The following is a 24,825-nucleotide window of genomic DNA, read 5'->3' as shown; positions in this document are numbered from 1 at the left end:
GGGGTGGCCCACCCCGGCCGCGCCCCACACGCCAGCTGTGCAGGAAGGCCCGCGAACCACCATGACCAGCGAACTCAACGCTGACGGAATCCCGCCCAAGTTCGCCACCCTCGGCCTCACCTTCGACGACGTGCTGCTCCAGCCCGCCCAGTCCGATGTGATCCCGAGCACGGTGGACACCTCCACGCGCGTCTCCCGCAACGTCACGCTGCGGATCCCGATCCTGTCGGCGGCCATGGACACCGTCACCGAGGCGCGCATGGCGATCGCGATGGCGCGCCAGGGCGGCATCGGCATCCTGCAGCGCAACCTGTCGGTGGAGGAGCAGGCGCGGCAGGCCGAGACGGTCAAGCGGTCCGAGGCGGGCATGGTCACCGACCCGGTCACCTGCTCGCCCACCGACACCCTCGCCGAGGTCGACGCCATGTGCGGGCGGTACCGGATCTCCGGGCTGCCGGTGACCGACGCCGAGGGCACCCTGGTCGGCATCATCACCAACCGGGACATGCGCTTCGAGGTCGACCACTCCCGGCCGGTGTCGGAGGTCATGACCAGGACCCCGCTCATCACCGCCCAGGTCGGCGTGTCCGCCGAGGCCGCGCTGGGGCTGCTGCGCAGGCACAAGGTGGAGAAGCTGCCGATCGTCGACGGCGACGGCAAGCTGCGCGGGCTCATCACCGTCAAGGACTTCGTCAAGACCGAGCAGTTCCCCAGCGCCACCAAGGACCCGGACGGCCGCCTGGTGTGCGGCGCCGCGGTGGGCGTCGGCGAGGACGGCTACAAGCGGGCCATGACGCTGTTCGACGCGGGCGTCGACGTGCTCATGGTGGACACCGCGCACGGGCACTCCCGGGCGGTGCTCGACATCGTCTCCCGGCTCAAGAAGGAGCTCGGCGACGCCGTCGACGTCGTCGGCGGCAACGTGGCGACCCGCGCGGGCGCCCAGGCCCTCGTCGACGCTGGCGCCGACGGGGTCAAGGTCGGCGTCGGCCCCGGCTCCATCTGCACCACCCGGGTCGTGGCGGGCGTCGGCGTCCCGCAGATCACCGCCATCCACGAGGCCGCGCAGGCCTGCGCCGCCGCTGGGGTGCCGGTCATCGGCGACGGCGGCATCCAGTACTCCGGCGACATCGCCAAGGCCATCGCCGCGGGCGCCTCCGCGGTCATGCTCGGCAGCCTGCTCGCGGGCACCGCCGAGGCCCCCGGCGACCTGGTGCTGGTCAACGGCAAGCAGTTCAAGTCCTACCGGGGCATGGGCTCGCTGGGCGCGATGCAGTCGCGCGGCGAGGCCAAGTCCTACTCCAAGGACCGCTACGCCCAGGACGACGTGCTCTCCGACGACAAGCTGGTGCCCGAGGGCATCGAGGGCCGGGTGCCCTTCCGCGGCCCGCTGTCGCAGGTCGTGTTCCAGCTCGTCGGCGGCCTGCGCGCGGGCATGGGCTTCACCGGCTCGCGCACCATCGCCGACCTCCAGCGCGCCCAGCTCATCCGGATCACCGCCGCGGGCCTCAAGGAGAGCCACCCGCACGACATCACCATGACCGTCGAGGCGCCCAACTACACCACCCGCTGAGCCCAGCGGTCTGATCGGTACCCGCCCCGGCGGGTCGCAGGAAGGACTACGCCCCATGCGGGATCTCGTCGACATCGGCATGGGCCGCACGGCCCGGCGGGCGTTCGGCCTCGACGACGTGGAGATCGTGCCCTCGCGGCGCACCCGCTCGTCCTCCGACGTGGCGACCACGTGGCAGATCGACGCCTACCGGTTCGACATCCCGCTGGTCACGCACCCGACCGACGCGGTGGTCTCCCCGGCGGCGGCGGTGGCGGTGGGCAAGCTCGGCGGGCTCGGCGTGCTCAACGCCGAGGGCGTGTGGGCCCGGCACACCGACCCCGAGGCCGCCCTGGCCCGGCTGGTCGAGGCCGCGGACAAGGGCGAGGACCCGGCGGTGCTGGTGCGCGTGCTCCAGGAGCTGCACGCCGCCCCCATCCAGGAGGACCTGGTCACCGAGGCCGTCCGGCAGGTGCGCGAGTCCGGGGTGACGGCCGCGGCGCGGGTCAGCCCGCAGAACGCCGCCGCGCTGGCCCCGCTGCTCATCGCAGCGGGCGTGGAGATCCTGGTGGTGCAGGGCACGATCGTCTCCGCCGAGCACGTGGCCAAGGGCGACGGCGAGCCGCTGAACCTCAAGAGCTTCATCGGCGGCCTGGACATCCCGGTCATCGCCGGTGGCGCGCACGACTACCGCACCGCCATGCACCTGATGCGCACCGGCGCGGCGGGCGTGGTCGTCGGCTACGGCCACGTCGACGGCGTGACCTCCACCGACGCCGCGCTGGGCATCGGGGTGCCGATGGCCACCGCGATCGTCGACGCCGCGGCCGCCCGCCGCGACTACCTCGACGAGACCGGCGGCCGGTACGTGCACGTCATCGCCGACGGCGAGGTGCACACCAGCGGCGACATCGCCAAGTCGATCGCCTGCGGCGCCGACGCGGTGATGCTGGGCGCGCCGTTGGCCGCGGCCGCCGAGGCCCCCGGCGGCGGCCTGTACTGGACCGCCGCGGCCGCGCACCCGTCGCTGCCGCGCAGCCGGGTGCTGCCGGTGGCCGAGGAGACCGGCATCCCGCTCCAGCAGCTGCTGTTCGGCCCGTCCGGCGAGGCCGACGGCCAGGTCAACCTGTTCGGCGCGCTGCGCAGGGCGATGGCCAAGACCGGCTACTCCGACCTCAAGGAGTTCCAGCGGGTCGGCCTGACCGTGCGCGGCTGAGGCCGTGCGCCGCGAGCCGCTGCGCGCCCGCGACGGCCTGGCCCTGGTCGTGCCGGGCCCGGCCGACGAGGCGGCCACCGCGGGCAGGCACGACGACGACCCGTTCGACGTCGACCCCGATGACCGCCCCAACCCGCCCCCGGCCAGCCTGACCAGGGCCACCGTGCTCGACGAGCGCACCGGCGCGCCGCTGGGCCAGGTGAGCTGGCACCAGGTGGGGTGGGGGCGCACCAGGGCGTGCGCGGCGTGGAACGTCGGCATCGCCCTGCTGCCCGCCGCGCGCGGGCGCGGGGCGGGGGCGCTGGCGCTGCGGCTGGTGGCCGAGCACCTGTTCGCCACCACCGACCTCGACCGGGTGGAGGCGGCCACCGACGTGGACAACCGGGCCGCGCGCGGCGCCCTGGAGCGGGCGGGGTTCCGCTTCGAGGGCACCGCGCGCGGCGCGCAGCTGCGCGGCGGGGTGCGCCGGGACATGGCGCTCTACGGTTTGTTGCGCGACGACGACTGAGCGGCAGGTGTGACTCGAAGTCACACAAAAATGTCCTCCGCCCCTAGCCTGCCGTGTGACCCAGCGCTTAACCTCGGTCCATGGCTGCGCAACTCACCGGTAACGGGCCGGACTACGACGTCGTGGTGGTGGGCTCCGGGTTCGGCGGCAGCGTCGCCGCGCTGCGGCTGACCGAGAAGGGCTACCGCGTCGCCGTGGTCGAGGCGGGCCGCCGGTTCGCCGACGACGAGTTCGCCAAGACCTCCTGGGACCTGCGCCGGTACCTGTGGGCGCCGCAGCTCGGCTGCTACGGCATCCAGCGCATCCACATGCTCAAGGACGTCATGATCCTCGCCGGGTCCGGCGTCGGCGGCGGGTCGCTGGTGTACGCGAACACGCTGTACCGGCCGCTCAAGCCGTTCTACACCGACAAGCAGTGGGCGCACATCACCGACTGGGAGTCCGAGCTCGCGCCGCACTACGACCAGGCGTCGCGGATGCTGGGCGTGGTCACCAACCCGACCACGACCCCCGCCGACGAGGTCATGCAGAAGGTCGCGGCCGACATGGGCGTGTCGGACACCTACCACCCGACCCCGGTGGGCGTGTTCTTCGACAAGCCCGGCGAGCGCACCGCCGACCCGTACTTCGGCGGCGCGGGCCCCGAGCGCACCGGCTGCACCGAGTGCGGCTCCTGCATGACCGGCTGCCGCGTCGGCGCCAAGAACACCCTGGTGAAGAACTACCTCTACCTCGCCGAGCAGGGCGGCGCGAAGGTCATCCCGCTGACCACGGTCACCGCCGTGCGCGAGCGCGAGGACGGCACCTTCGAGGTCGACCTGCGCAAGACGGGCACCCGCTCCCAGCGCTTCCGCACCACCGTCACCGCGGGCAAGGTCGTGCTCGCGGCGGGCACCTGGGGCACCCAGAACCTGCTGCACAAGATGCGCGACACCGGCCAGCTGCCGAACCTGTCGGCCAAGGTGGGCGAGCTGACCCGCACCAACTCCGAGGCGATCATCGGCTCCGGGCGCACCAGCGTCGACCCGAAGGCCAACTACAGCGAGGGCGTGGCGATCACCTCCTCGATCCACCCGAACGAGAGCACCCACATCGAGCCCTGCCGCTACGGCGCGGGCAGCAACGCCATGGGGCTGCTCCAGACGCTGGCCTCCGATGGCGACTCCGCCACGCCGCGGTTCGTGCAGGTGTTCAAGGCCCTGCTGAAGAACCCCAGCTCCATCCGGCTGCTGATCGGCAAGCGCTGGTCGGAGCGGACGATGATCCTGCTGGTGATGCAGTCGCTGGACAACTCCATCACGACCTACACCAAGAAGGGCCTGTTCGGCCGCCGCAAGTACACCTCCAAGCAGGGCCACGGCGAGCCCAACCCGACCTTCATCCGCGCGGGCTACGACGCCAACCAGCACGTCGCCCGGCACATCGGCGGCGTCGCGGGCGGCACGTGGAACGAGATGGCCAACATCCCGCTCACCGCGCACTTCCTCGGCGGCGCGGCGATCTCCGAGGGCCCGGACAGCGGCGTCATCGACCCGTACCACCGGGTGCACGGCCACCCCGGCATCTCCGTGGTCGACGGCGCCGCGGTGACCGCGAACCTGGGCGTGAACCCGTCGCTGACGATCACCGCGCAGGCCGAGCGGGCGTTCTCCTTCTGGCCCAACAAGGGCGAGGCCGACCCGCGCCCGGCGCAGGGCCTCGGCTACGCCAGGGTCGCCCCGGTCGAGCCCGCCCGCCCGGCCGTGCCCGCCGACGCCCCCGGCGCGCTGCGGCTGCCGATCGTCGACATCAGCCGCAACGGCCGCTCGATCGCGAAGGCGGCGCGGGAGAGCTGATCGTCCGGGTCCACGCGAGCCTGATCGAGGCGGTGCCACCGGTGTGGCGCCGCCTCGACCTGCCCGCGGCGATGTCGCTGGCCGAGGTCAGCGACGCCCTGCTCACCGCGTTCGGCTTCTCGGGCGAGCAGCAGCACCTGTTCACCACCCCCTACGGCCTGGCCGCCGACGTCGAGGCCAACCTGCCCGCCGCCGACGAGCGCACGGTGACCCTGGCCGAGGCGCTGGCCCGCGGCACCTTCCAGTACCGCTACGACCTCGGCGACGCCTGGGACGTGCTGGTGCGCGCGGAGAAGCGGCTGCCGGTCGAACCCGGCGCCGAGTACCCCCGCTGCGTCGGCGGGGAGCGCGCTGGGCCGCCCGAGCACGTGGGCGGCGTGCACGGCTACGCCGCGCTGCTCGCCGTGCTGGACCACCCCGGGCACCCCGACCACGCCCAGCTCACCGAGTTCGTCGACGACGGGTTCGACCCGGCCGCGTTCGACCTGGCGGCGGTGGACGACGCCCTGCGCTGACCGGCCGGTCGGCGGCCTGTGGGCTCGGCGGCCTGTGGACAACGTGGCGGACGTCAAGGCCCGAGTTGTCCACAGCTCCGTTCGCAGTCTGTACGCGTCCGAGCACGGATGGCACTGTCGAGTGCATGAGCGACGCACCCGTCCTGATCGTCGGCGCCGGCCCCGTGGGGCTCACCGGCGCCGTGCTGCTGGCCCGCCACGGCGTCCCGAGCGTGGTCCTGGAGGCGCGCCCGGAGCGCGTGCAGGCGGGCAGCCGGGCCATCTGCGTGCAGCGCGACGTCCTCGACGTCCTGGAGCGGGCCGGGGTCGGCCGGGCGGTCGCGGACGCGGGCGTCACCTGGTACTCGGGCCGGATCTTCCACGGGGAGCGGGAGGTCGTCGCCCAGACCCTGCCCGAGCCGCAGCCCGGCCTGTTCCCCCCGTTCGTCAACACCCCGCAGAACGTGGTGGAGCGGCTGCTGGAGGCCGTGGTCGACGCCGAGCCGCTCATCGACCTGCGCTACGGCAGCCAGGTGGTGTCCCTGGCCCAGGACGACGACGGCGTGGTGCTGGGCCTGGCGGGCGGCGGCTCGGTCGCGGGCACGCACTGCATCGCCGCCGACGGCAGCCGCTCCACCGTCCGCGCGCTGCTGGGCCTGCCGTTCGAGGGCATGTCCTTCGACGACCGGTTCCTCATCACCGACCTGCGCACCAAGCTCGACCAGCCCGAGCCCGAGCGCCGCTTCTGGTTCGACCCGCCGTTCAACCCGGGCCGCCAGGTGCTCCTGCACCCCCAGCCGGACTCCGTGTGGCGCATCGACTGGCAGGTCCCCCGCGACTTCGACCTCGCCGCCGAGACCGCCGACGGCCGCCTCGACGCCCGCATCCGCGCCGTCGTCGGCGACGCCGACTACGACCTGCTGTGGGCCTCCTCCTACACCTTCCACCAGCGCCGCGTCCCCACCATGCACGTCGACCGCGTCCTGCTCGCGGGCGACGCCGCCCACCTGATGAGCCCCTTCGGCGCCCGCGGCATGAACTCCGGCCTGGCCGACGTGGAGAACGCCGCCTGGAAGCTCGCCGCCACCCGCCAGGGCTGGGCGGGCCCCGCCCTGCTGCCCACCTACGACGCCGAGCGCGGGGCCGCCGCCGAGGAGAACCTCCGCGTCACCGCCACCACCATGCGCTTCCTCGTCCCCGCCGACGACGCCCAGCGCGCCCACCGCCTCGCCACCCTCACCGCCGCCCGCACCGACGACAGCGCCAAGGCGGCCATCGACTCCGGCAAGTTCTCCGAACCGTTCTGGTACCTGGACTCCCCCCTGACCACCCCCGCCCCCGCCGACGCCCTGGCCGCGTTCCCCCGCGGCGCCAACGAACCCCGCCCACCGCTGCCGGGCGTGCTGTGCCCGGACGTCCCCCTCCCGGGCGCCGCACGGCTGCGGGACCTCTTCGGCCTCCGCTTCTCCGTGCTGGCCGCCGCAGGCGTGGCGGTCCCGCCTGTCGAGGCGACCGTCGTGCGGGTGCCGGACGAGGTCGCCACCGCCCTGGACCTCGCCCACGACCAGGTCGCCGTGGTCCGCCCCGACGGCTACCTGGCCGCCGTGGTGGGCGCCGAGGAGGTGGGGCCCGCCGTGGCACGCGCCGCAGGCTTCTAGGCCGGACGGACTCCGCGTGGTCGGCGCGACGGGCCGACCACGGCAATCGGGCCATCCGCAGGACTGCGCGAAGGCGGACCCCGCACGCAGGAGCGTGGAGCCACAGCAGCTGGGCGCCGAACAACCTGCGGTCGGGTCTGCGCGTCGACCCCATCAGTGGTGGGATCTGCGCGAGGACTCAGGAGGTCACATGCCCGGCATGAACAGGCGCGGCGCGTTCAAGGTCGCGGGGTTGGCCGCGACCGCGTGGGCGGCGGCTGCCTGCACCGGCAGCCCGCGACCCCTCCTCACCACACCGCCCAGCAGTCCCGCCCCGACCAGCGCGCCGCCTCCGTCCACCAGCACCGCGCCGCGACCTCCTGATTGGAACGCGCTGCGGGACAAGCTGAACGGGGCCGTGTCCCTGCCCAACGACCGAGGCTTCGCCGCCGCCCACCGCCTCTACAACCCCGCGTTCGACGCCAACACCCCTGCCGCCGTCGCGCGGCCCACCACGGCCGAGCACGTCCAGGCGTGCGTCGAGACCGCGAGCGCGGCGCGCATCCCCATCGCCGCGCGCAGCGGGGGGCACAGCTACGCCGGGTACTCCGCACCCCAGGACGGTCTCGTCGTCGACCTGCGGGCGATGAACGCCGTGCAGGTCAACGCGGACGGCACCGCGACTGTCCAAGCGGGAGCGCGGCTGATCGAGGTCTACACCGCACTGGCCGCGCAGGGGCGGGCGTTGCCCGGGGGGACGTGCCCGAGCGTGGGCATCGCCGGGTTGACCCTCGGCGGTGGGATCGGGGTGCTGACGCGCAAGTTCGGGCTGACGTGCGACCGGCTGGTCAGCGCGAAGCTCGTGACGGCGGACGGCACCCTCCGCACGGTCAACGCGCAGAGCGAGCCGGACCTCTACTGGGCGCTGCGGGGTGGCGGCGGCGGCAACTTCGGCATCGTCACCGAGTTCACCTTCAGCACCGAGCCCGCGCCGCAGCTGACCACCTTCAACCTCCCGTTCGGAGCGGGGACAGCACCCCAGGTGCTCGGTGCCTGGCAGGAGTGGGTGGCAGGCGCGCCCGCGGAGCTGTGGTCGGCGGTGACCCTCAGCGCCCGGCAGACCTCGGTGCTGTCCGGGTGCTTCGTCGGGACGGAGAACGGGCTCACCCAGCAGCTCGCCCCCCTCCTGCGGGCCATCGGGGCGAACCCGACGCGGCGGGTCGTCCAGACGCGGGACTACCTGGGCGCGATGAAGTACTACGCGGGGTGCAGCGGGTGCGACCCGGATTCCGTTGCGCGGCAGAGCTTCACGGCGTCCTCGCGCGTGCTGGGCGCGCCGGTGCGCGACACCGGGGCCTTCGCCGCGCTGCTGGACGGGACGTCCGAGATGGACGTGCTGATCGACTCGCTGGGCGGGGCCGTCGCCGCGGTCGCCCCCGCCGCCAGCGCCTTCCCGCACCGGCAGGCGCTGGCGACGGTGCAGATCTACCAGAAGGGCAACAACCCGCAGGCCGTGGCGAGGGTGCGGGACGGTATGGCGGGGCTGGGCGTGGGCGGCGGGTACGTCAACTACATCGACCCGGACATGCCCGACTGGGCAGGCGCCTACTACGGGGCGAACCAGGCTCGGTTGGCCGAGACCGCCGCGCGGTACGACCCGGACGCGGTGTTCGGGTTCGCCCAAGCCGTCCGCGCGTAGCCCCCGGCACCGGGGGCCACGCGCGTCAGCGGGTCACTCCCACTCGATCGTGCCCGGGGGCTTGCTGGTCACGTCCAGCACCACCCGGTTGACGTCCGGGACCTCGTTGGTGATGCGGGTGGAGATGCGCTCCAGGGTCTCGTACGGCAGCCGGGTCCAGTCGGCGGTCATGGCGTCCTCGCTGGACACCGGGCGCAGCACGACCGGGTGGCCGTAGGTGCGGCCGTCGCCCTGCACGCCCACCGAGCGCACGTCCGCGAGCAGCACCACCGGGCACTGCCAGATGTCGCGGTCGAGGCCCGCGGCCGTCAGCTCCTCGCGGGCGATGGCGTCGGCGGCGCGCAGCACCTCCAGGCGCTCGGCGGTGACCTCACCGATGATGCGGATGCCCAGGCCGGGGCCGGGGAAGGGCTGGCGGTGCACGATGACCTCGGGCAGCCCCAGCTCCAGGCCCACCCGGCGCACCTCGTCCTTGAACAGCGCGCGCAGCGGCTCGACCAGCTCGAACTCCAGGTCCTCCGGCAGGCCGCCGACGTTGTGGTGGCTCTTGATGTTGGCCGCCCCCGCGCCGCCGCCGGACTCCACCACGTCCGGGTAGAGGGTGCCCTGCACCAGGAACCGGTACTTGTCCCCGCCCGCCTCGGCCTGCAGGTCCAGCTCCGCCTGCTCGAACACGCGGATGAACTCCCGGCCGATGGCCTTGCGCTTCTGCTCCGGGTCGGTGACCCCGGCCAGCGCGGTGAGGAACCGCTCGCGGGCGTCCACGGTGACCAGGCGCACCCCGGTCGCGGCGACGTAGTCGCGCTCGACCTGCGCCCGCTCGCCCGCGCGCAGCAGGCCGTGGTCGACGAACACGCAGGTGAGCCGGTCCCCGATGGCCTTGTGCACCAGTGCGGCGGCGACCGCGGAGTCCACGCCGCCGGACAGCCCGCAGATCGCCCGGCCGGTGCCGACCTGCTCGCGGATGCGGGCCACCTGCTCCTCGACGATCGACGACACCGTCCAGCTCGGCCTGATGCCCGCGATGTCGTGCAGGAACCGGCGCAGCACCTCCTGCCCGTGCGGGGAGTGGTGCACCTCCGGGTGGTACTGCACGCCCGCGAACCGGCGCTCCCGGTCCTCGAACGCCGCCACCGGGGCGCCCTCGCTGGTGGCGGTGACGGTGAAGCCCTCGGGGGCCTTGGTCACGCAGTCGCCGTGGCTCATCCACACCGGGTGCCGACCGGGCAGGTCGTGGTGCAGCACGCCGCCCTCGGCGCCGAGGTCGGTGCGGCCGTACTCGCGGGTGCCGGTGTGCTCGACGGTGCCGCCCAGCGCGCCCGCCATCGCCTGGAACCCGTAGCAGATGCCGAACACCGGCACCCCGGCCTCGAACAGGGCCGGGTCCACCCGGGGGGCGCCCTCGGCGTAGACGCTGGACGGGCCGCCGGACAGCACGATCGCCGCCGGGTCCTTGGCCAGCATGTCGGCGACGGCCGTGGTGTGCGGCACCACCTCGGAGTAGACCTGCGCCTCCCGGACCCGCCGCGCGATCAGCTGCGCGTACTGCGCGCCGAAGTCGACGACGAGGACCGGCCTCTCGTCCGCCATGTGTCTCCCTGGTTCTCGACGGGCGCGCGGGCGCCGGACACGTCCGGCGCACAGCCCAGCCCAGCACTGTGCGCCGACCGGTCCCTCCCTGGGTTTCTCTCCCGGAGATGCCTGCCGGTGCCCACGTCGCACCGGTTTTCCGTGACGCTCGAACCAGACCCGCCCCGCACCAGGGGGCGGCGGAACCCTAGTCACCACCGTCGGTCAGCCGCGGCCATCGTAACCCGGTGGGAGTTGCCGAGCCCGCGCCCCCGCGGCGGCCTACCGTGGTGGCATGACCGTCGAAGACACCGCCGTGGCCCCGCAGCCGCGACCGTTCTGGGTCGCGGGGCGGGCCGAGCGCGGCGAGGACACCATCGAAGTCCGGCACCCGTACGACGGGACCGAGGTCGCCACCGTGTCGGTGCCCACCCCCGAGCAGGTGGAGCGGGCGGTCGCCGCCGCGCACGGGGTGGCCAAGCGGTTCCGTTCGACGCCCGCGCACGTGCGCGCGGCCGCGCTGGAGCACGTCTCGCAGGCGCTGGCCGAGCGGCTCGACGAGGTGGCCGAGACCATCACCGCCGAGAACGGCAAGCCGCTGAAGTGGGCCGAGGTGGAGGTGCGCCGGGCGGTGTCGACCTTCCGGTTCGCCGCCGAGGAGGCCCGCCGCCACGTCGGGGAGCTCCAGCGCCTGGACACCGACGCGGGCGGCGAGGGCAGGATGGCGGTGATCCGCCGCCGCCCGCGCGGGCCGGTGCTGGCCGTGGCGCCGTTCAACTTCCCGCTCAACCTGGTGGCGCACAAGGTCGCCCCCGCGCTGGCGGTCGGTGCCCCGGTGGTCGTCAAGCCCGCCTCCGCGACGCCGATGTCGGCGCTGCTGCTGGGCGAGGTGCTGGCCGAGACCGACCTGCCGGAGGGCGCGTTCTCCGTGCTGCCGGTGCGCGGCGGGCAGATGTCGAGCCTCATCGAGGACCCGCGGCTGCCGGTGATCTCGTTCACCGGCTCCACCGGGGTCGGCTGGGGGATCATGGAGTCCGCCCCGCGCAAGCACGTGGTGATGGAGCTGGGCAGCAACAGCGCCGCCATCGTGCTGCCGGACTGGGACGACCTGGACACCGCCGCGAGCCGCATCGCCACCTTCGGCAACTACCAGGCGGGCCAGTCCTGCATCGCCGTGCAGCGGGTGATCGTGCACCGGGCGGTGGCGGAGGCGTTCCTCCCCAAGCTGGTCAGCGCCGTGGAGGGGCTGACGACGGGCAACCCGCACGACCCGTCGGTCGACGTCGGCCCGCTGATCGACGAGGACAACGCCGAGCGGGTGGCCGACTGGATCGCCGAGGCGGAGGTGGCCGGGGCGAAGGTGCTCACCGGCGGCACCCGCGACGGCGCCACGGTGGCCCCCACCGTGCTCACCGGCGTCCCCCGCGACGCCAAGGTCAGCTGCGAGGAGGTCTTCGGCCCGGTGCTGGTGGTCTCCACCGTCGACTCCGCCGAGGAGGCCTTCGAGCTGGCCAACAGCACCGACTACGGGTTGCAGGCCGGGGTGTTCACCAAGGACGTGCAGGTGGCGTTCCAAGCGGCGGCGGAGCTGGAGGTGGGCGGGGTCGTGATCGGCGACGTGCCCTCCTACCGCGCCGACCAGATGCCCTACGGCGGGGTCAAGGGCTCCGGCACCGGCCGCGAGGGCGTCAAGTCCGCGATGGACGACTTCACCGAGGAGCAGACGATGGTGCTGGCGGGCTTGCAGCTCTGACCCCGGCACGCGGCAGGGCCCCGACCGGTTCCCCGGTCGGGGCCCTGCGCCGTGCCGCGGGCGGGTTCAGCCCCTGCCCCCGCCGCGCCGCCTGCGGGAGGCGGCGAGCAGGACCAGCCCCACCAGCACCGCCACGCCCCCCAGTCCCCAGGGCGCGTGGGACACCCACCCCCAGCCCGCGCCGTCGGACAGGGCGAACCCGGCCACCCCCAGGGCCAGCAGGCCCACCACCAGCGTCACCGGGTCCACCCGGCGGCGCACGTCGCGGTCAGCCACGGCGGACCACCACCTCTCCTGGCCCGCTCACGCGGGCGGTCAGCTCCACCTTGAGGCCGCCTTCGCCGTCCGGGCCGTTGTCGTGCTTGACCTGCTCGGGGTTGAGCCCGTCGCTGTTGGCGCCCAGGCAGCTCACCGTGCCCAGCCCGGCGCCGCACTCGACCACCACGTCGGCGTCGCGCGGGACCACGACCGCCACGTTGCCCGCGTCCAGGTGGACCTCGGTGCGCGTCGACCCGCTGTTCGGCAGGGCGGTGAGGTCGACGGTGATGCCCCCGGCGTTGCGCCGGTACTCCGGCTGCACGTCCTGCAGGCTCGTCGGCTTGACGTCGATCTCGCCGAAGCCGTCGGCGCGGAAGCCCTGCGGGAAGAACAGGGTCACCGCCACCGCCGCCACGCCCATCGGGATGGCCAGGCCCACCAGGCCCCGGCCGTGCCCGCGCAGCGAGGCGAGCACCATGCCCGCGCCCAGGACCGCCATGACCAGGCCCGCGACGTGCGGGATGGTCAGCCAGCCGGTGTAGGGCATGGCCAGCGCGGCCGCGACCCCGGTGAGGACCGCCGCGGCCAGCACCACCGGCCCGGCCGCCGACCGCGCCCGGCGCGCGGGCTCGGGCCGGAAGTCCGGCTCGGGCTCCAGCGCCGACCCCGGCTCCGGCAGGTCCCAGGCGAACGGCGCGGCGCCCAGCGGGTCCCAGGCCGGGGGCGTGGTCGGCTGCCCGAACACGTCCACCGCCTGCCCCTGCTGCCCGTGCTGCCCCTCGTGCCCCGGCTGCCCCGGCTCGCCGGGCTGCGGCGGCCACGCCTCGGCGGCGGAGACCTCCGACCGCTGCACCGGCACCGGCACCTGCCCGAGGTCGGCGCGGCCGCGGTGCAGCAGGAACAGCAGCCCCAGCACCACCGCCATGCCCACGTAGCTGCTGGCGTCGTCGTCGATGAACCAGCTGAACGCCGGGATCAGCGCGATGCACAGGCCGATCGCCAGGTGCTGGGAGGTGGAGCTGCGCCCCTTGTGCAGCAGCGACTCGGCCGCGGAGACCTCGTCGCCCTCCTCGGCGAAGAACAGCCAGCCCAGCAGGTAGAGCAGCACGCCCGACCCGCCGAACACCGTCGCCACCGCGAAGGCCACCCGGATGATGACGGGGTCGACCGCGTACCGCGCGCCGATGCCCGCCGCGACGCCCGCGACCTTGCGGCCCTGGCGGGGCCTGCGCGGTCGGGTCGCCCAGAAGTCCTTGAGCGTGTCCTCCACGCCCTTCTGCGTCTGCGTCCCACTCACGGTGACCATGGTGGTCGGCGGGCACCCCCGCGCACATCCGGTGCCGACCCTGATCCTGGTCTCAGGGTCGAACCCCGATGTGGCGCGGGCGGCGCTGTGTGAGCATCCTGGGCGTGGCAGTGCAACTCCAGGAGCAGCCGGAGGCCGAGATCGAGCAGCGCTCCCCGGACGCGGTGGCGGTGGCGGACGAGGTCCGGTACCACCGGCGCCGGGACGGGCGCGCCCTCGCGGGGGTCGCGGGCGGGTTGGCCGACCACCTCGGCGTCGACGTCCTCTGGGTCCGGATCGCCTTCGCCGCGCTCGCCGCGCTGGGCGGGGCCGGGATCGCCGCCTACGGGATGCTCTGGGTGTTCGCCCCGCAGCAGCCCGCCGACGCCCAGGCCCGGCAGGTCAGCGGGCGCGAGCGGCAGCAGGCCTACGGGCTGGTCGCGGTGGGCGCCGGGCTGGCCGCGGTCTCCGGGATGCTCTCCGGGGTGGTCAGCGGCTGGGTGGCCGGGGGCATCGGGGTCGCGCTCGTGGGCGCGGCGCTGGTGTGGCGGGAGGCCGACCAGGCGCAGCGCCGCAAGGTCAAGGGCGCCGTGCTCGGCACCGGCCGCGGCGGGGGCGTGCGGGTGGCCGCGGGGGCGCTGCTCGTCGTGGTCGGCATCGGCATCTTCCTGCTGCGCAGCGCCGGGCTCGACCAGTTCCAGTTCGCCCTGCTCGCGGTGGTCGCCGCGCTGGTGGGCGTGGCCCTGCTGACCGTGCCGTTCTGGCTGCGCATGGTGCGCGACCTCGGCGAGGAGCGGCGGGCCCGCATCCGCACCGAGGAGCGCGCCGAGATCGCCGCCCACCTGCACGACTCGGTGCTCCAGACCCTGGCGCTGATCCAGAAGCAGGCCGAGGCCCCGCGCGAGGTGCTGCGGCTGGCCCGCGGCCAGGAGCGGCAGCTGCGCAGCTGGCTGTACGGGCCCGCGGGCTACGGCGCCGGGTCGGCGGTCGCGGCGGGCGGGCACCCCGAGGGCCTGGGCACCCTGGGCGAGGCGGTGGAGCGGATCGCGGGCGAGGTGGAGGACACCTTCGCGATCAAGGTCCAGCACGTGGTGGTGGGCGACTGCGACCTCGACGACCGGCTGACCTCGGTGCTGCTCGCCGCCAGGGAGGCCGTGGTCAACGCCGCCAAGCACGCGGGGGTGGCCGAGGTGTCGGTCTACGCCGAGGTCGAGCAGGACTCGGTGGCGGTGTTCGTCCGCGACCGGGGCCGCGGCTTCGACCCGGCGGTGGTGCCCGCGGACCGGCATGGCCTCGCGGACTCCATCCGGGGCAGGATGGAGCGCAACGGTGGTGAGATCCGGCTGCGCACCGCGCCCGGGGACGGCACCGAGGTCCAGCTGCACATGCCGCGCGCGAAGGTGAGCCCATGACCGAGCAGAAGCCCGTCCGGGTGTTCCTCGTCGACGACCACAGCATGTTCCGCGCCGGGGTGCGCGCCGAGCTGGAGGCGGTCACCGACGCCGTCGAGGTGGTCGGGGAGGCGGGCGGGGTCGCCGAGGCGGTCGCGGGCATCGCCCACCACCACCCCGACGTCGTCCTGCTCGACGTGCACATGCCCGACGGCGGCGGCGCCGAGGTGCTGCGCCGGGTGCGCAAGTCCGGCCAGGACGTCGTCTTCCTCGCCCTGTCGGTCTCCGACGCCGCCGAGGACGTCATCGCCGTCATCCGCGCCGGTGCCCGCGGCTACGTCACCAAGACCATCTCCAGCACCGAGCTGGCCACCGCCGTGCAGCGCGTCGCCGACGGCGACGCCGTCTTCTCCCCCCGCCTCGCGGGCTTCGTCCTCGACGCCTTCGCCGACCGCCCCGGCGCCGCCCCCATCAGCGACCCCGAGCTCGACCTGCTCACCCCCCGCGAGCGCGACGTCCTGCGCCTGCTCGCCCGCGGCTACGCCTACAAGGAGATCGCCGCCGAGCTGTTCATCTCCGTCAAGACCGTCGAGACCCACGTCTCCAGCGTCCTGCGCAAGACCCAGCTGTCCAACCGCTACGAGCTCTCCCGCTGGGCCTCCGACCGCCGCCTGGTCTGATCACGCCTTCGCCAGCTCCGGTGCGGGCGCGGCGGGCGCGGGGCGGCGGGGGACGACCCGGGTCATGCCGACGCCGAGGAGGACCACGAGCATGCCCGCGACGACCCTGGTGGTGAGGGGTTCGTGCAGGAACAGGGCGCCCAGCAGGACGGAGACGACGGGCAGCAGGTAGCCGACGGTGGTGGCCTGGGTGGCGCCCTCGTCGGTGATGAGGCGCAGGTTGATGGCGAAGGCCACGCCCGTGCCGAGCACGCCGAGGACGCCGATGGCCAGCAGCACCACCGGGTCGAGGGCGATGGCGCCGGTGTCGCTGAACGGCAGGGTCAGCGCGCCCATGGCGGTGGCGGTGGTGAGCTGGGCGGCGGACAGGGCGATCGGGTCGGTGCCCCGGTTGGCCAGCGTGCGGCCGATGTAGGCGTAGCCGACGGCGTAGCTGGCCGCGGCGGTGAGGATCGCCAGCGCGCCCCAGCTGGCCAGGCCCGCGGCGTGCCACGGGGCGAAGATCAGCACCACCCCGGCGAAGCCGAGCAGCAGGCCGCCGAGGCGCACCGGCGACAGCCGCCGGTCGGTGCCCAGCGCGACCCCGATGACCAGGGCGAACAGCGGGGTGGTCGCGTTCAGCACGCCCGCGACGCCGGAGTCGACGGTCTGCTCGCCCACCGCGAACAGCAGGAACGGCAGGGCGCAGCCGAAGAGCGCCGCCACCGCCACGTGCCCCCACGCCCGCCACGTCGAGGGCAGCCTGCGGCGGCCCCACGCGCACAGCCCCAGCACCACCGCCGCCCCCAGCGCGCAGCGCACCGCCGCGATCCACGCGGGCGGCAGCCCGCCCAGCGCGAGCTTGATCCACAGGAAGCTCGACCCCCACAGCAGCGCCAGCACACCCATCCGCGCCACCGTCCCGCGACCGCCGACCACCGGGCACCCTCCTCGTCCACTCGGTCCGACCCCGATCCGAGGTCCACCCTGCGCCCGCCGACCCGACAGGACAAGCGAATACCCGTGCAGCCACCGTTAAGCTGTGCTTCATGCTCGACGTGCGCAGGATGCAGGTGCTCCGGGCGGTGGTGACCTGCGGTTCGGTCACCGCCGCCGCCGCGAACCTGGGCTACACGCCCTCGGCGGTCAGCCAGCAGATCGCCGCCCTGGAGCGGCAGGCGGGCATCCGGCTGCTGGAGCGGCACGGCCGCGGCGTGCGGCCCACCGAGGCGGGCAGGCTGCTCACCGAGCACGCGGCGATCATCGGCAAGCACGTGGCCGCCGCCGAGACCGCGCTGGCCGACCTGCGCGCGGGCCGCACCGGGCGGCTGGGCGTGCGCTGCTTCGCCACCGCGGGCGCCACCCTGGTGCCCCCGGCGCTGGCCAGGATGCGCGAGCGGCACCCGGGGGTGCGGGTCGACCTCAAGCTGGAGGACCCGGACATCTCGGTGCCCGACGTGCTCGCGGGCCGCGCCGACCTCGCCGTCGTCCTCGACCTGCCCGACGGCGTCCCCGAGGGGCTGGCGCTGACCCACCTGCTCGACGACCCCTACCGCCTGGTGCTCCCGCGCGGGCACCGGCTCGCCGCCAGGCGGGTGGTGGACCTGGTGGACCTGGCCGAGGAGCCGTGGGTGGGCAACGAGCCGCTGTCGGGCATCTGCGCCCGCATCGTCCGCGACGCCTGCGCCGCGGCGGGCTTCACCCCCGACCGCGTGGTGGAGAGCGACGACTACCCCACCTGCCTGGGCTTCGTCGCCGCGGGCGTCGGCATCAGCCTGGTGCCGGGCCTGGGCCTGGGCACCCGCCACCCGGGGGTGGTCGTGCGCCGGGTGCGCGGCCCGGAACCGGTCCGCTCCATCTACGCCGCCGTCCGCGCCGTCGAGCAGCCCCCCGCCGCCCTGGCCGACCTCATCGAGGCCCTCCGCGAAGCCGCCACCACCTGATCCCACCCGCACCAACGCGCCAGGTGGGGACGATGCCGGGCGGGGCGGGTGGCGGGCCTAATCCTCGGACTTGCCCTGCTGGTAGGTGTCGATCTTGAAGGTGCCGCCGTCGTCGACCACCGTGTACAGGTAGGGCTCGACGGTGTCCTTGCCGTCGCGGGTCTTGAAGTGCACCTGGGCGGCGACGCGGTTGCCGTCGCCCTGCACCGCGCGCAGGTCGACCTGGTCCATGCGGTCGTAGAAGCGCTTGAACTTCTCGAAGTCGCCGGTCTTCTTCTGGGCCCGCTCCGACAGCAGCTGCCAGGCCGCCTGCGGGTTGCCGGGCAGGTTGCCGTAGTAGGCGCGCACCGCCGACTCCGAGTCGCCCGAGCTGGGGCCCGCCTTGGTCGTCGTGGTCGTGGTGGTGGTCGTCGCCTCGGTGGTCGTCGTGGTCGCCTTGGCCTTGGCGGACGTGGTGGTCGCCTGCTGGGCCTGCGCCCGCGACGTGGTGGTCGGCGCGGTCAGCCCGGCGCCGTCCTGCTGCGACGAGGCCTTCCTGCCGCCGTTGACCAGGCTCGCGCCGAGGATGCCCACGAGGATCGCGGCGATGATCGCCAGCACGGTCAGCACCACGTTGCGGGTGTCGCGCTTGGCGGGCGGCCTGGTGGCCGCCGGGCGCTGCCGGGGCCGCTGCCCGCCCGTGGGCTGCTGCGCCTGCGCGCGCCGCTGCGGCGGGGGCACGGCCCCGCGCGGGGTGTCCGGCGGGCGCACCGGCACCGGGCCGGACGGCTTGGGCTCGGCGAACGGGTGCACGTCCAGGCGGGTGCCGTGCGGGGCGGCGGGGTGGCCGTGCGGCGGCGTGCCCGGCGGCACCACCCGCGGGCCCGGCGGCAGCGCCGTGGTGGCCGCCAGCGGGCGCGGCTTGGGGTGCGGCTCGGTGCGCTGGTGGGCCAGCGCCGCCGACGGCAGCGGCCTGCCCTCGGCCACGGCGGCCAGCGCGTCGCGGGCCTCGGTCATGGTGGGCCGCTCGGTCGGGTCGGCGCGCAGCAGCTGCATCAGCAGCGCGGTCAGCGGGCCCGCCTGCCGCGGCGGGGTGACCTTGCCCGCGGCCACCGCGTACAGCAGCGCCAGGGTGTTCTCGCTCAGGCCGAACGGGGAGTGCCCCTCGACCGCGGTGTAGAGGGTCGAGCCGAGGGAGAACACGTCCGCGGCGGAGGTGGGCTGCTCGCCCTTGGCGACCTCGGGGGCCAGGTAGGCCGGGGTGCCCGCGAGCATGCCGGTGGCGGTCACGGTGACGTCGCCGGTGGCCCGGGAGATGCCGAAGTCGGTGATCTTGACGGTGTTGCCGTCCTCGCCCAGCAGCACGTTCGCCGGCTTGACGTCGCGGTGGACGATCCCCGCCGCGTGCGCGGCCACCAGCGCCGCGGCCACCTGCGCCCCGATGCGGGCCACCTCGGCGGGCGGCAGCACGTCGCGCTCGCCGAGCACCGCCGCCAGGCTCTTCGACGGCAGGTACTCCATCACCAGCCACGGGTCGCCGTCCTGCTCCACCACGTCGTAGACGGTGATGGCGTTGGGGTGCGCCAGCCGCGCGGCGATCCGGCCCTCGCGCATCGCGCGCAGCCGGGCCTCCTCGTTGAGCTCCTCGCTCACCCCGGGCTGGGCCAGCAGCTGCTTGATCGCCACCGTGCGGTGCAGCCGGGAGTCGTGCGCCTGCCACACCACGCCCATGGCCCCGGCACCGATCCGCGCGCCGAGCTGGTAGCGCCCGGCGACCGTGGTCTGCTCGCTGGTCATGAGTGCTGGTGCTCCTGGCTGGCTGCTAGTTGACGGCGGCGGCGGGGGACGTGGTGGTCGTCGTGGTCGTGGGTTGCTCGGTGGTGGTGGTCGTGGTCGTGGTGGTCGGCGGCTCGGTGGTGGTGGTCGTGGTCGTGGTGGTGGGCCGCTCGGTGGTGGTCGTGGTCGTCGGCGCCACCGTGGTGGTCGGCGGGGGCGCGGGCGCCCGCGTCGTCGTCAGCGTCGTCGTGGGGGGCGCCGTGGTGGTGGACGACACGGCGGGCACGTCTTTGACGTTCGGGGTGGTGCCCTGGTTGCCCCCCGAACCGCCGGTGGTCGTGAACAGCAGCCACGCGCCCACGCCCAGGATGGCCGCCACGCCCGCGCTGGCGAACACCAGCGGCCGGTGCGACTTGGCGGGCGGCGGCGCGGTGGCGACCGTGGCGGGCCTGCGCACCACCGAGGTCGCGTCGGCCGCGCCGACCAGCCGGGTCGCCTCGTCCTGGGCGGCGGGCACCGGGGCGGGCGCGGGCAGCGGCACCGCCGGGTCCTCGCCGCGGGCGACCGCGGCCAGCAGGTCGCGCGCCTTGGCCGCGGACGGCCGGTCGGCGGTGGCGGTGGCCAGCAGGGCGACCAGCACGTCGGTGAGCGGGCCGGCCTGCTCCGGCACGTTGATCTTGCCCGAGGCCACCGCGTGCAGCAGGCCCAGGGTGTTCTCGCTGAGCCCGAACGGCGGCTCGCCCTCGACCGCGGCGTAGAGGGTCGAGCCGAGGGAGAACACGTCCGAGGCGGCCGAGGGCTCGCGGCCCACCGCCACCTCCGGCGACAGGTACGCCGGGGTGCCCGCGATGAGGCCGGTCTTGGTGACGGTGACGTCGTCGGTGGCCCGGGAGATGCCGAAGTCGGTGATCTTCACCGAGCCGTCGTCGCCGAGCAGGATGTTGCCGGGCTTGATGTCGCGGTGCACGATCCCCGCGGCGTGCGCGGCGGCCAGCGCGGCGGCCACCTGCGCGCCGATGCGGGCCACCTCGGTCGGCGCCAGCGCGCCCTGCTCGTTGAGCACCTGCGCCAGGCTGTCCGAGGGCAGGTACTCCATGATCAGGCAGGGCACGCCGTCCTCGTCGACGACGTCGAACACGGCGATGGCGTTGGGGTGGTGCAGCCGGGCGGCGATGCGCCCCTCGCGCAGGCAGCGCGCGACGGCCTCGTCTGCCTCGTCCGGCGGCAGGCCGGGGGGCAGCAGCAGCTTCTTGACCGCGACGGTGCGGTTGAGCCGCTCGTCGAGGGCCTGCCAGACCACGCCCATGGCGCCGCTGCCGATGCGCCGCTCCAGCCGGTAGCGCCCGGCGACCAACCGGCCCTCGTCGCTCATGCCGACCGGAACCTCCCTTGCCCGCGGTGGTCTCGCGGGCGCTGTGTCTGCTGGCACCCGGTGCCTGCCTGCCCCGGGTCAGCCCGGCGCGCACGAGGGCCGGGGTCCGACCGCTCCAGGCTAGGCCCTCACGCACCGCGCACGGCCGCAGCACCGGCTTGCGGCCCGCCTGCGCCGCGGCCGGCGTGGAGCCGCGGCAACATGGTGTCACAGTCCCGCGGCACCCCCGGCCACGGCGCGGGGCGTCGACCCTACTGCGCCTGCGCGCCGAGCACCTCGGCCCGGGTGATCAGCTGGGGGACCTCGCCGCCGACGGTGAGCAGCTGGCGGACCAGCAGCGGCGAGCCGTCGTCCAGGGTCAGCCGCACCACCGCGACCACCTGGTCGCCGCCCGCGCCGTGCTCCTGCACCGACTCCAGCCGCAGGTCGCGCTCGGCGCAGGCGTCGGCGAACGCCGCCCGGTCGGCGCCGCGCAGGTCGGGGGCGAGCAGGTCGTAGGCGCCGACCGGGTCGGTGCGCACCAGCCGGTAGTACTCCCGCACCAGCTCCCGCGGCGCCAGCACCGGCCGCGCGGTGGCGCCGGCGCGGACCGGGTCGGCGCTGCTCACGCGCGGGGTGCGGGCCTGCGCGGCGGGGGTCGTGGTCGCGGCGGGCAGCAGGTCGCCGCGGCGGCCGCTGTCGCCGTAGGCGGCGACGAGCAGGTCGGGCAGCAGCGCCCGCTCACCGGTGATCTGCAGGCTGGGCGGCGCCTCGGTGGGCGCGGCCGCGCGCTGGCTGCTGACCACCGCGGAGGTCGCCACGGCCCCGCACAGCGCGGCGGCGGCCAGGCCGAGCCCGGCCAGCTGCGCCAGCGCCGAGGTGCGCGAGGCGGGGGTGGGCCGCTCGTCCGCCCGCGGGGCGGTGGCGGCCGGGTCGTCGGTCGTCGTCTCGCGTGCCATGGGCTCGTCCGTGATGCGCTCGAACTGCACCGTCGCGCGGTCGTCCACCCGCGGCCGGGGCAGCGCGGGGAGGGCGGGGTCCGCGGGCCGCCGGGGCGCGGGCCAGCGGCCGCCGATCAGCTCACCGACCCGGACCGCGCCCGTGCGCGGGCGGCGCTTGCCGGGCGTGCCGGTGTTCGGACGGTCCACGGGGCGCCTTCCTCCGCTGCGGCGTGCTGGTCAGGGTGGTGCTCGGCGGGCGGTGCGGCGCCCGCGGTGCCCGGGCGCGCACGGCTCCCGGGCTGCACGGTGCCGACTGCAAGCTGCGCGATCGGGTGAACCCCGTCCGCGCAGGGCCGGGCCCCGCACCAGTCTTTCTCGGCTACTCGCCCGGGTGAGGACAGAGGTGGCGACCAGATTCACTCCAAAAGACCAACCGTGACGGTTGGTAGTGGCCGATTGCCGCGCCGCCCCGCCCTTCGGCGCACCGGGTACGCCTGATGGCCGTCAGGACACCGGCCGTTCGGAGGTGATCATCGGGTCGTCCCCGGAGGTGAACACCAGCTCGCGGTCGAGGTCCTGGACGCTGCCGTCGGTGCCCACGACCCGCAGGGCGGCCCGGGTGGTTGCCCTCGACGGGTCGATCGTGATGGCCGTCACCTCCACGCGGCGCACGTCGGCGTAGCGCTGCTCGATGGCGCCCTGCCCGGCCTGGCGCATCGACCCGGTGGTCAGCTCGTAGGCCGCGGCGGGGTCGGCGACGACGCTGTGGAAGTACTGCTCGGTGCGGTCGCCGAGGGCCTGCGGGTCGGCCGGGGCGGCGAGCAGCACCGGGGTGCTCACGGTGGTGCGCGGCGGGGCGGAGGACGGGGTCGGCGCGCTGCTGGGGCCGCCCGCGGTGGGGGCCTGGGCGGGGGCGGAGGGGACCTCGGACGCCTGCGCGGGGGGCGCGGCCGTGGTGCTGGTCGCGCTCGGCGCGGAGCTGGGCGCGCTGCTGGTGCTCGACGTGCTCACCGCCGGGTGGTCCTGCCAGGTGGTCGGCAGCTGCGGCTCCCCGCTCGGCAGCGCGGGGAGGGCGTCGACGCGCAGCGGGTCGCGGGGGGTGCCCATGAGCGCCACCGCCGCCACCGACAGCCCGACCACCACCAGCACGGCGGCGCCCACGGCGAACCAGGCCGCCCGGCGCCAGCTGCGCGGCGGGGTCACCGAGGCGGGGATGGTGCCGAGGTCGAACTTCGCCAGGCCGGTCGCCGGGCTCTCGACCAGCGCCGGGACCTGGGGGACGAGCAGCAGGGGCAGCGGCAGGATGACGGTGTCCTCGTCGTCCTCGTCCTCCGCGCCGTCCGTGTCGTCCGCGTCGTCCGCGTCGCTGTCGTCGTCGAACCACTCCTCGGGCTCGTCCTGGAACTCGCCCTCGAACTCGTCGAACCCGCTGGCCCCAGCGACGGCACCGACGGCACCGAAGCCGTCGTCGTAGCCGTCGGGGTCGTCGTAGTCGTCACCGTCGCCGCGGGGGTCCCGCACGTCGACCGCCCGCGCGTACCGGGTGCCTCCGGACCACGTGGGGCCCGGGGGGCCGAGGACCACCGGCTCCAGCACCGCGGTCGACTCGGCGGGGCGCGGGGCGGGCGCGGGGCGCAGCCGGGGGACCGTCCGTTCCGCGCCGACCCCCGGCGCCCAGCGGGGCGCGGGGACCTCGTCGGCCTCGTCGTGCTCGGGCCACCTGGGGCTGTCGTCCGGCTCGGGGCCGGTCAGCCGGTGCCGCCCGCTCTCACCCGGTCTCGCCATCCGCTGGGACTCCTCGTTCGGTGTCCGGACAGCGTATGCGGCGGTGCGGCGGGCGCAGCACTTCTCACACCATCGTCCCGCACACCGCTCGATGGTGTGAATCGCCAGGTCAGAACCTCACGCGGCGTGGTGGAGAACTCCCCGCACGAGTGGCTCAGGACTGGCTGCGGTACCGCTCCATGGTCTTGTTCAGCGACGACCCGGCGACCGCCGCGGACGCGCCGCCGAGGATCACGGCCAGCACGTCCGGGAAGGTGCCGCCGAGCGACAGCAGCGCCGCCACCGCCGCGCCCGCGGTGGTGAGCCACGCCTGCGGCATCTTGCCGTTGACGTACTGGGCGACGGCGGAGCCGCTCATGCCCCGCTTGGCGGCGGCGGACTTGAGCAGCGAGAGGTAGCCGAGGTTGCCCAGGACTGCCACGACGGCGACGATGACCACGATCAGCGCGATGAGACCCATGGCCCCAGTCTGCCCGAACGGCCGATCCCTGCCATGGGGGAAATACCCCGGTCCCGACCCCGGCGCGCCGGTGCCCCGCACCGGGGGTGGTCGCGCTCGCGCCACCGCCCACCCGCGCCGGTCCGGCCTCAGCGGCCGAGCTTGCCCCGGCCCAGGTCCAGCAGCGCCATGGCCAGGGTGCGCCCGGCCGGGCCCAGCTCGCGGTAGCGGGCCAGCACGTCCATCTCGCGGTTGACCACGATCCGCGGCCCGCCCGCGGCCATCCGCGCGGCGCCGATCGTCCTGGACACCTCCGCGCGCCGCTTCACCAGGCGCAGGATCTCCCGGTCCAGCTCGTCGATCTCCACCCGCAGGGCGGCGATCTCCTCCGGCTGCGGCAGTTCGACCCGGCTGGCGGAGTCGGGCAGCGCCGCGGGCCGCCCGTCCTGGTTCGCGGCGCCGGTCGCGGGGGTGCTGTCGGTCATGGGGCTCATCGGTCCGTTCCTCGTCTGGTCTGCGGCGTCCCGGCCCCGGGAGTGCCGAAGCCCCGGGTCCGATCGGACTCCGGGGCTTCGCTGCGGTCTGGTGCGCCTAGGCCACCGCGGGAGCCGGAGTCCGGTTCCCGTAGAAAAACGCGTGGGTGGTCAGCACACCGCCATGGTGGCACAGGTGCACCCGTCCGGTCGACCGCCGTTCCCACGCCGTGGAACACCCGGGGCGCCGCCGCTGTCGTCCCCGGCGGGTACCGTGATCGG

22 protein-coding genes are annotated in these 24,825 nt (G+C 74.9%); 11 read left to right on the top strand and 11 right to left on the bottom strand.

The features are described 5' to 3' along the window. Positions 1–61: 61 nt before the first annotated feature. The 6 genes from guaB (at position 62) to BJP25_RS23905 (ending at position 7,263) form a co-directional block, all read left to right on the top strand. On the top strand, positions 62–1,573 hold the full coding sequence (gene guaB / locus BJP25_RS23930; RefSeq protein ID WP_075977245.1) for an IMP dehydrogenase: 1,512 nt from the start codon (positions 62–64) through the stop codon (positions 1,571–1,573). Between the two features lie 55 nt (positions 1,574–1,628). Further along, positions 1,629–2,768, top strand: a complete 1,140-nt coding sequence (locus BJP25_RS23925) for a GuaB3 family IMP dehydrogenase-related protein (RefSeq protein ID WP_075977244.1) — start codon at positions 1,629–1,631, stop codon at positions 2,766–2,768. A gap of 4 nt (positions 2,769–2,772) precedes the next feature. Next, positions 2,773–3,276 (top strand): GNAT family N-acetyltransferase, encoded by a 504-nt coding sequence (locus BJP25_RS23920; RefSeq protein ID WP_075977243.1) that lies wholly within the window; start codon positions 2,773–2,775, stop codon positions 3,274–3,276. Positions 3,277–3,356: 80 nt separating this feature from the next. Continuing rightward, positions 3,357–5,111: a GMC family oxidoreductase gene (locus BJP25_RS23915; RefSeq protein WP_075977242.1), complete on the top strand. Its 1,755-nt coding sequence runs from the start codon at positions 3,357–3,359 to the stop codon at positions 5,109–5,111. Beyond that, positions 5,108–5,626 carry a plasmid pRiA4b ORF-3 family protein gene (locus BJP25_RS34325; protein ID WP_084794568.1) on the top strand — a complete coding sequence of 173 codons (519 nt, stop codon included), beginning with the start codon at positions 5,108–5,110 and terminating at the stop codon, positions 5,624–5,626. The genes BJP25_RS23915 and BJP25_RS34325 overlap by 4 nt, the downstream gene beginning before the upstream one ends. A 65-nt stretch (positions 5,627–5,691) precedes the next feature. Further along, the gene (locus BJP25_RS23905; RefSeq protein ID WP_269844574.1) at positions 5,692–7,263 is read left to right on the top strand and encodes an FAD-dependent monooxygenase; all 1,572 of its coding nucleotides are present in this window, start codon (positions 5,692–5,694) and stop codon (positions 7,261–7,263) included. Positions 7,264–7,449: 186 nt separating this feature from the next. Here the strand turns inward: BJP25_RS23905 and BJP25_RS35795 are convergent, their stop codons facing one another. Next, positions 7,450–7,608: a hypothetical protein gene (locus BJP25_RS35795; RefSeq protein WP_233158232.1), complete on the bottom strand. Its 159-nt coding sequence runs from the start codon at positions 7,606–7,608 to the stop codon at positions 7,450–7,452. 52 nt (positions 7,609–7,660) lie between these two features. Here BJP25_RS35795 and BJP25_RS23900 point away from each other — a divergent pair, with 52 nt between their 5' ends. Continuing rightward, on the top strand, positions 7,661–8,941 hold the full coding sequence (locus tag BJP25_RS23900; protein WP_233158231.1) for an FAD-binding oxidoreductase: 1,281 nt from the start codon (positions 7,661–7,663) through the stop codon (positions 8,939–8,941). Positions 8,942–8,974: 33 nt separating this feature from the next. On the opposite strand, the gene guaA is transcribed toward BJP25_RS23900, so the two are convergent. Beyond that, positions 8,975–10,531 (bottom strand): glutamine-hydrolyzing GMP synthase, encoded by a 1,557-nt coding sequence (guaA, locus tag BJP25_RS23895; RefSeq protein WP_075977239.1) that lies wholly within the window; start codon positions 10,529–10,531, stop codon positions 8,975–8,977. Between the two features lie 274 nt (positions 10,532–10,805). Here guaA and BJP25_RS23890 point away from each other — a divergent pair, with 274 nt between their 5' ends. Then, the gene (locus BJP25_RS23890; RefSeq protein WP_075977238.1) at positions 10,806–12,263 is read left to right on the top strand and encodes an aldehyde dehydrogenase family protein; all 1,458 of its coding nucleotides are present in this window, start codon (positions 10,806–10,808) and stop codon (positions 12,261–12,263) included. 66 nt (positions 12,264–12,329) lie between these two features. Here the strand turns inward: BJP25_RS23890 and BJP25_RS23885 are convergent, their stop codons facing one another. After that, entirely contained in the window at positions 12,330–12,539 is a 210-nt protein-coding gene (locus BJP25_RS23885; protein WP_075977237.1) for a hypothetical protein, read from the bottom strand. Next, entirely contained in the window at positions 12,532–13,818 is a 1,287-nt protein-coding gene (locus tag BJP25_RS23880; RefSeq protein ID WP_158075708.1) for a PspC domain-containing protein, read from the bottom strand. Before BJP25_RS23880 ends, BJP25_RS23885 begins: the two co-directional genes overlap by 8 nt. Before the next feature lie 77 nt (positions 13,819–13,895). On the opposite strand from BJP25_RS23880, the gene BJP25_RS23875 reads away from it, so the two are divergent. Further along, positions 13,896–15,218 (top strand): ATP-binding protein, encoded by a 1,323-nt coding sequence (locus tag BJP25_RS23875; protein ID WP_084794441.1) that lies wholly within the window; start codon positions 13,896–13,898, stop codon positions 15,216–15,218. Next, positions 15,215–15,877 (top strand): response regulator, encoded by a 663-nt coding sequence (locus BJP25_RS23870; protein WP_075977235.1) that lies wholly within the window; start codon positions 15,215–15,217, stop codon positions 15,875–15,877. Before BJP25_RS23875 ends, BJP25_RS23870 begins: the two co-directional genes overlap by 4 nt. Here BJP25_RS23870 and BJP25_RS23865 read toward each other — a convergent pair whose 3' ends face one another. Beyond that, positions 15,878–16,765 (bottom strand): DMT family transporter, encoded by an 888-nt coding sequence (locus tag BJP25_RS23865; protein ID WP_075977795.1) that lies wholly within the window; start codon positions 16,763–16,765, stop codon positions 15,878–15,880. 140 nt (positions 16,766–16,905) lie between these two features. Here BJP25_RS23865 and BJP25_RS23860 point away from each other — a divergent pair, with 140 nt between their 5' ends. Next, on the top strand, positions 16,906–17,799 hold the full coding sequence (locus tag BJP25_RS23860) for a LysR family transcriptional regulator (protein WP_075977234.1): 894 nt from the start codon (positions 16,906–16,908) through the stop codon (positions 17,797–17,799). Positions 17,800–17,856: 57 nt separating this feature from the next. Here BJP25_RS23860 and BJP25_RS23855 read toward each other — a convergent pair whose 3' ends face one another. From BJP25_RS23855 to BJP25_RS23830, 6 genes are all read right to left on the bottom strand, one after another. Beyond that, positions 17,857–19,575 carry a serine/threonine-protein kinase gene (locus tag BJP25_RS23855; protein ID WP_075977233.1) on the bottom strand — a complete coding sequence of 573 codons (1,719 nt, stop codon included), beginning with the start codon at positions 19,573–19,575 and terminating at the stop codon, positions 17,857–17,859. Between the two features lie 25 nt (positions 19,576–19,600). Further along, positions 19,601–20,926 carry a serine/threonine-protein kinase gene (locus BJP25_RS23850; protein WP_075977232.1) on the bottom strand — a complete coding sequence of 442 codons (1,326 nt, stop codon included), beginning with the start codon at positions 20,924–20,926 and terminating at the stop codon, positions 19,601–19,603. A 251-nt stretch (positions 20,927–21,177) separates the two neighbouring features. Then, positions 21,178–22,053, bottom strand: coding sequence for a hypothetical protein (locus tag BJP25_RS34320; RefSeq protein WP_075977231.1), 876 nt, complete (start codon positions 22,051–22,053; stop codon positions 21,178–21,180). 297 nt (positions 22,054–22,350) lie between these two features. Beyond that, a complete protein-coding gene (locus BJP25_RS23840) occupies positions 22,351–23,631 on the bottom strand; it encodes a hypothetical protein (RefSeq protein ID WP_075977230.1) in 1,281 nt (426 codons plus the stop codon). A 154-nt stretch (positions 23,632–23,785) separates the two neighbouring features. Then, entirely contained in the window at positions 23,786–24,091 is a 306-nt protein-coding gene (locus BJP25_RS23835) for a hypothetical protein (protein ID WP_075977229.1), read from the bottom strand. Between the two features lie 128 nt (positions 24,092–24,219). After that, positions 24,220–24,564 carry a chorismate mutase gene (locus BJP25_RS23830; RefSeq protein ID WP_408607192.1) on the bottom strand — a complete coding sequence of 115 codons (345 nt, stop codon included), beginning with the start codon at positions 24,562–24,564 and terminating at the stop codon, positions 24,220–24,222. Positions 24,565–24,825: the final 261 nt, after the last annotated feature.

The sequence above is a fragment of the Actinokineospora bangkokensis genome (genome assembly GCF_001940455.1).
In the GTDB taxonomy this organism is placed as follows: domain Bacteria; phylum Actinomycetota; class Actinomycetes; order Mycobacteriales; family Pseudonocardiaceae; genus Actinokineospora; species Actinokineospora bangkokensis.
This window is presented reverse-complemented; position numbering and strand designations above follow the sequence as displayed.

Bases quoted from the DNA above. Each gene is read 5' to 3' on its own strand.
- BJP25_RS23925 (WP_075977244.1), top strand. From the start codon at position 1,629: ATGCGGGATCTCGTCGACATCGGCATGGGCCGCACGGCCCGGCGGGCG.
- BJP25_RS23835 (WP_075977229.1), bottom strand. From the start codon at position 24,091: ATGGGTCTCATCGCGCTGATCGTGGTCATCGTCGCCGTCGTGGCAGTC.
- guaA (WP_075977239.1), bottom strand. From the start codon at position 10,531: ATGGCGGACGAGAGGCCGGTCCTCGTCGTCGACTTCGGCGCGCAGTAC.
- BJP25_RS23850 (WP_075977232.1), bottom strand. From the start codon at position 20,926: ATGAGCGACGAGGGCCGGTTGGTCGCCGGGCGCTACCGGCTGGAGCGG.
- BJP25_RS23830 (WP_408607192.1), bottom strand. From the start codon at position 24,564: ATGAGCCCCATGACCGACAGCACCCCCGCGACCGGCGCCGCGAACCAG.
- BJP25_RS23865 (WP_075977795.1), bottom strand. From the start codon at position 16,765: ATGGGTGTGCTGGCGCTGCTGTGGGGGTCGAGCTTCCTGTGGATCAAG.
- BJP25_RS23890 (WP_075977238.1), top strand. From the start codon at position 10,806: ATGACCGTCGAAGACACCGCCGTGGCCCCGCAGCCGCGACCGTTCTGG.
- BJP25_RS23860 (WP_075977234.1), top strand. From the start codon at position 16,906: ATGCTCGACGTGCGCAGGATGCAGGTGCTCCGGGCGGTGGTGACCTGC.
- BJP25_RS23875 (WP_084794441.1), top strand. From the start codon at position 13,896: ATGTGGCGCGGGCGGCGCTGTGTGAGCATCCTGGGCGTGGCAGTGCAA.
- BJP25_RS23840 (WP_075977230.1), bottom strand. From the start codon at position 23,631: ATGGCGAGACCGGGTGAGAGCGGGCGGCACCGGCTGACCGGCCCCGAG.
- guaB (WP_075977245.1), top strand. From the start codon at position 62: ATGACCAGCGAACTCAACGCTGACGGAATCCCGCCCAAGTTCGCCACC.
- BJP25_RS23855 (WP_075977233.1), bottom strand. From the start codon at position 19,575: ATGACCAGCGAGCAGACCACGGTCGCCGGGCGCTACCAGCTCGGCGCG.
- BJP25_RS23915 (WP_075977242.1), top strand. From the start codon at position 3,357: ATGGCTGCGCAACTCACCGGTAACGGGCCGGACTACGACGTCGTGGTG.
- BJP25_RS23870 (WP_075977235.1), top strand. From the start codon at position 15,215: ATGACCGAGCAGAAGCCCGTCCGGGTGTTCCTCGTCGACGACCACAGC.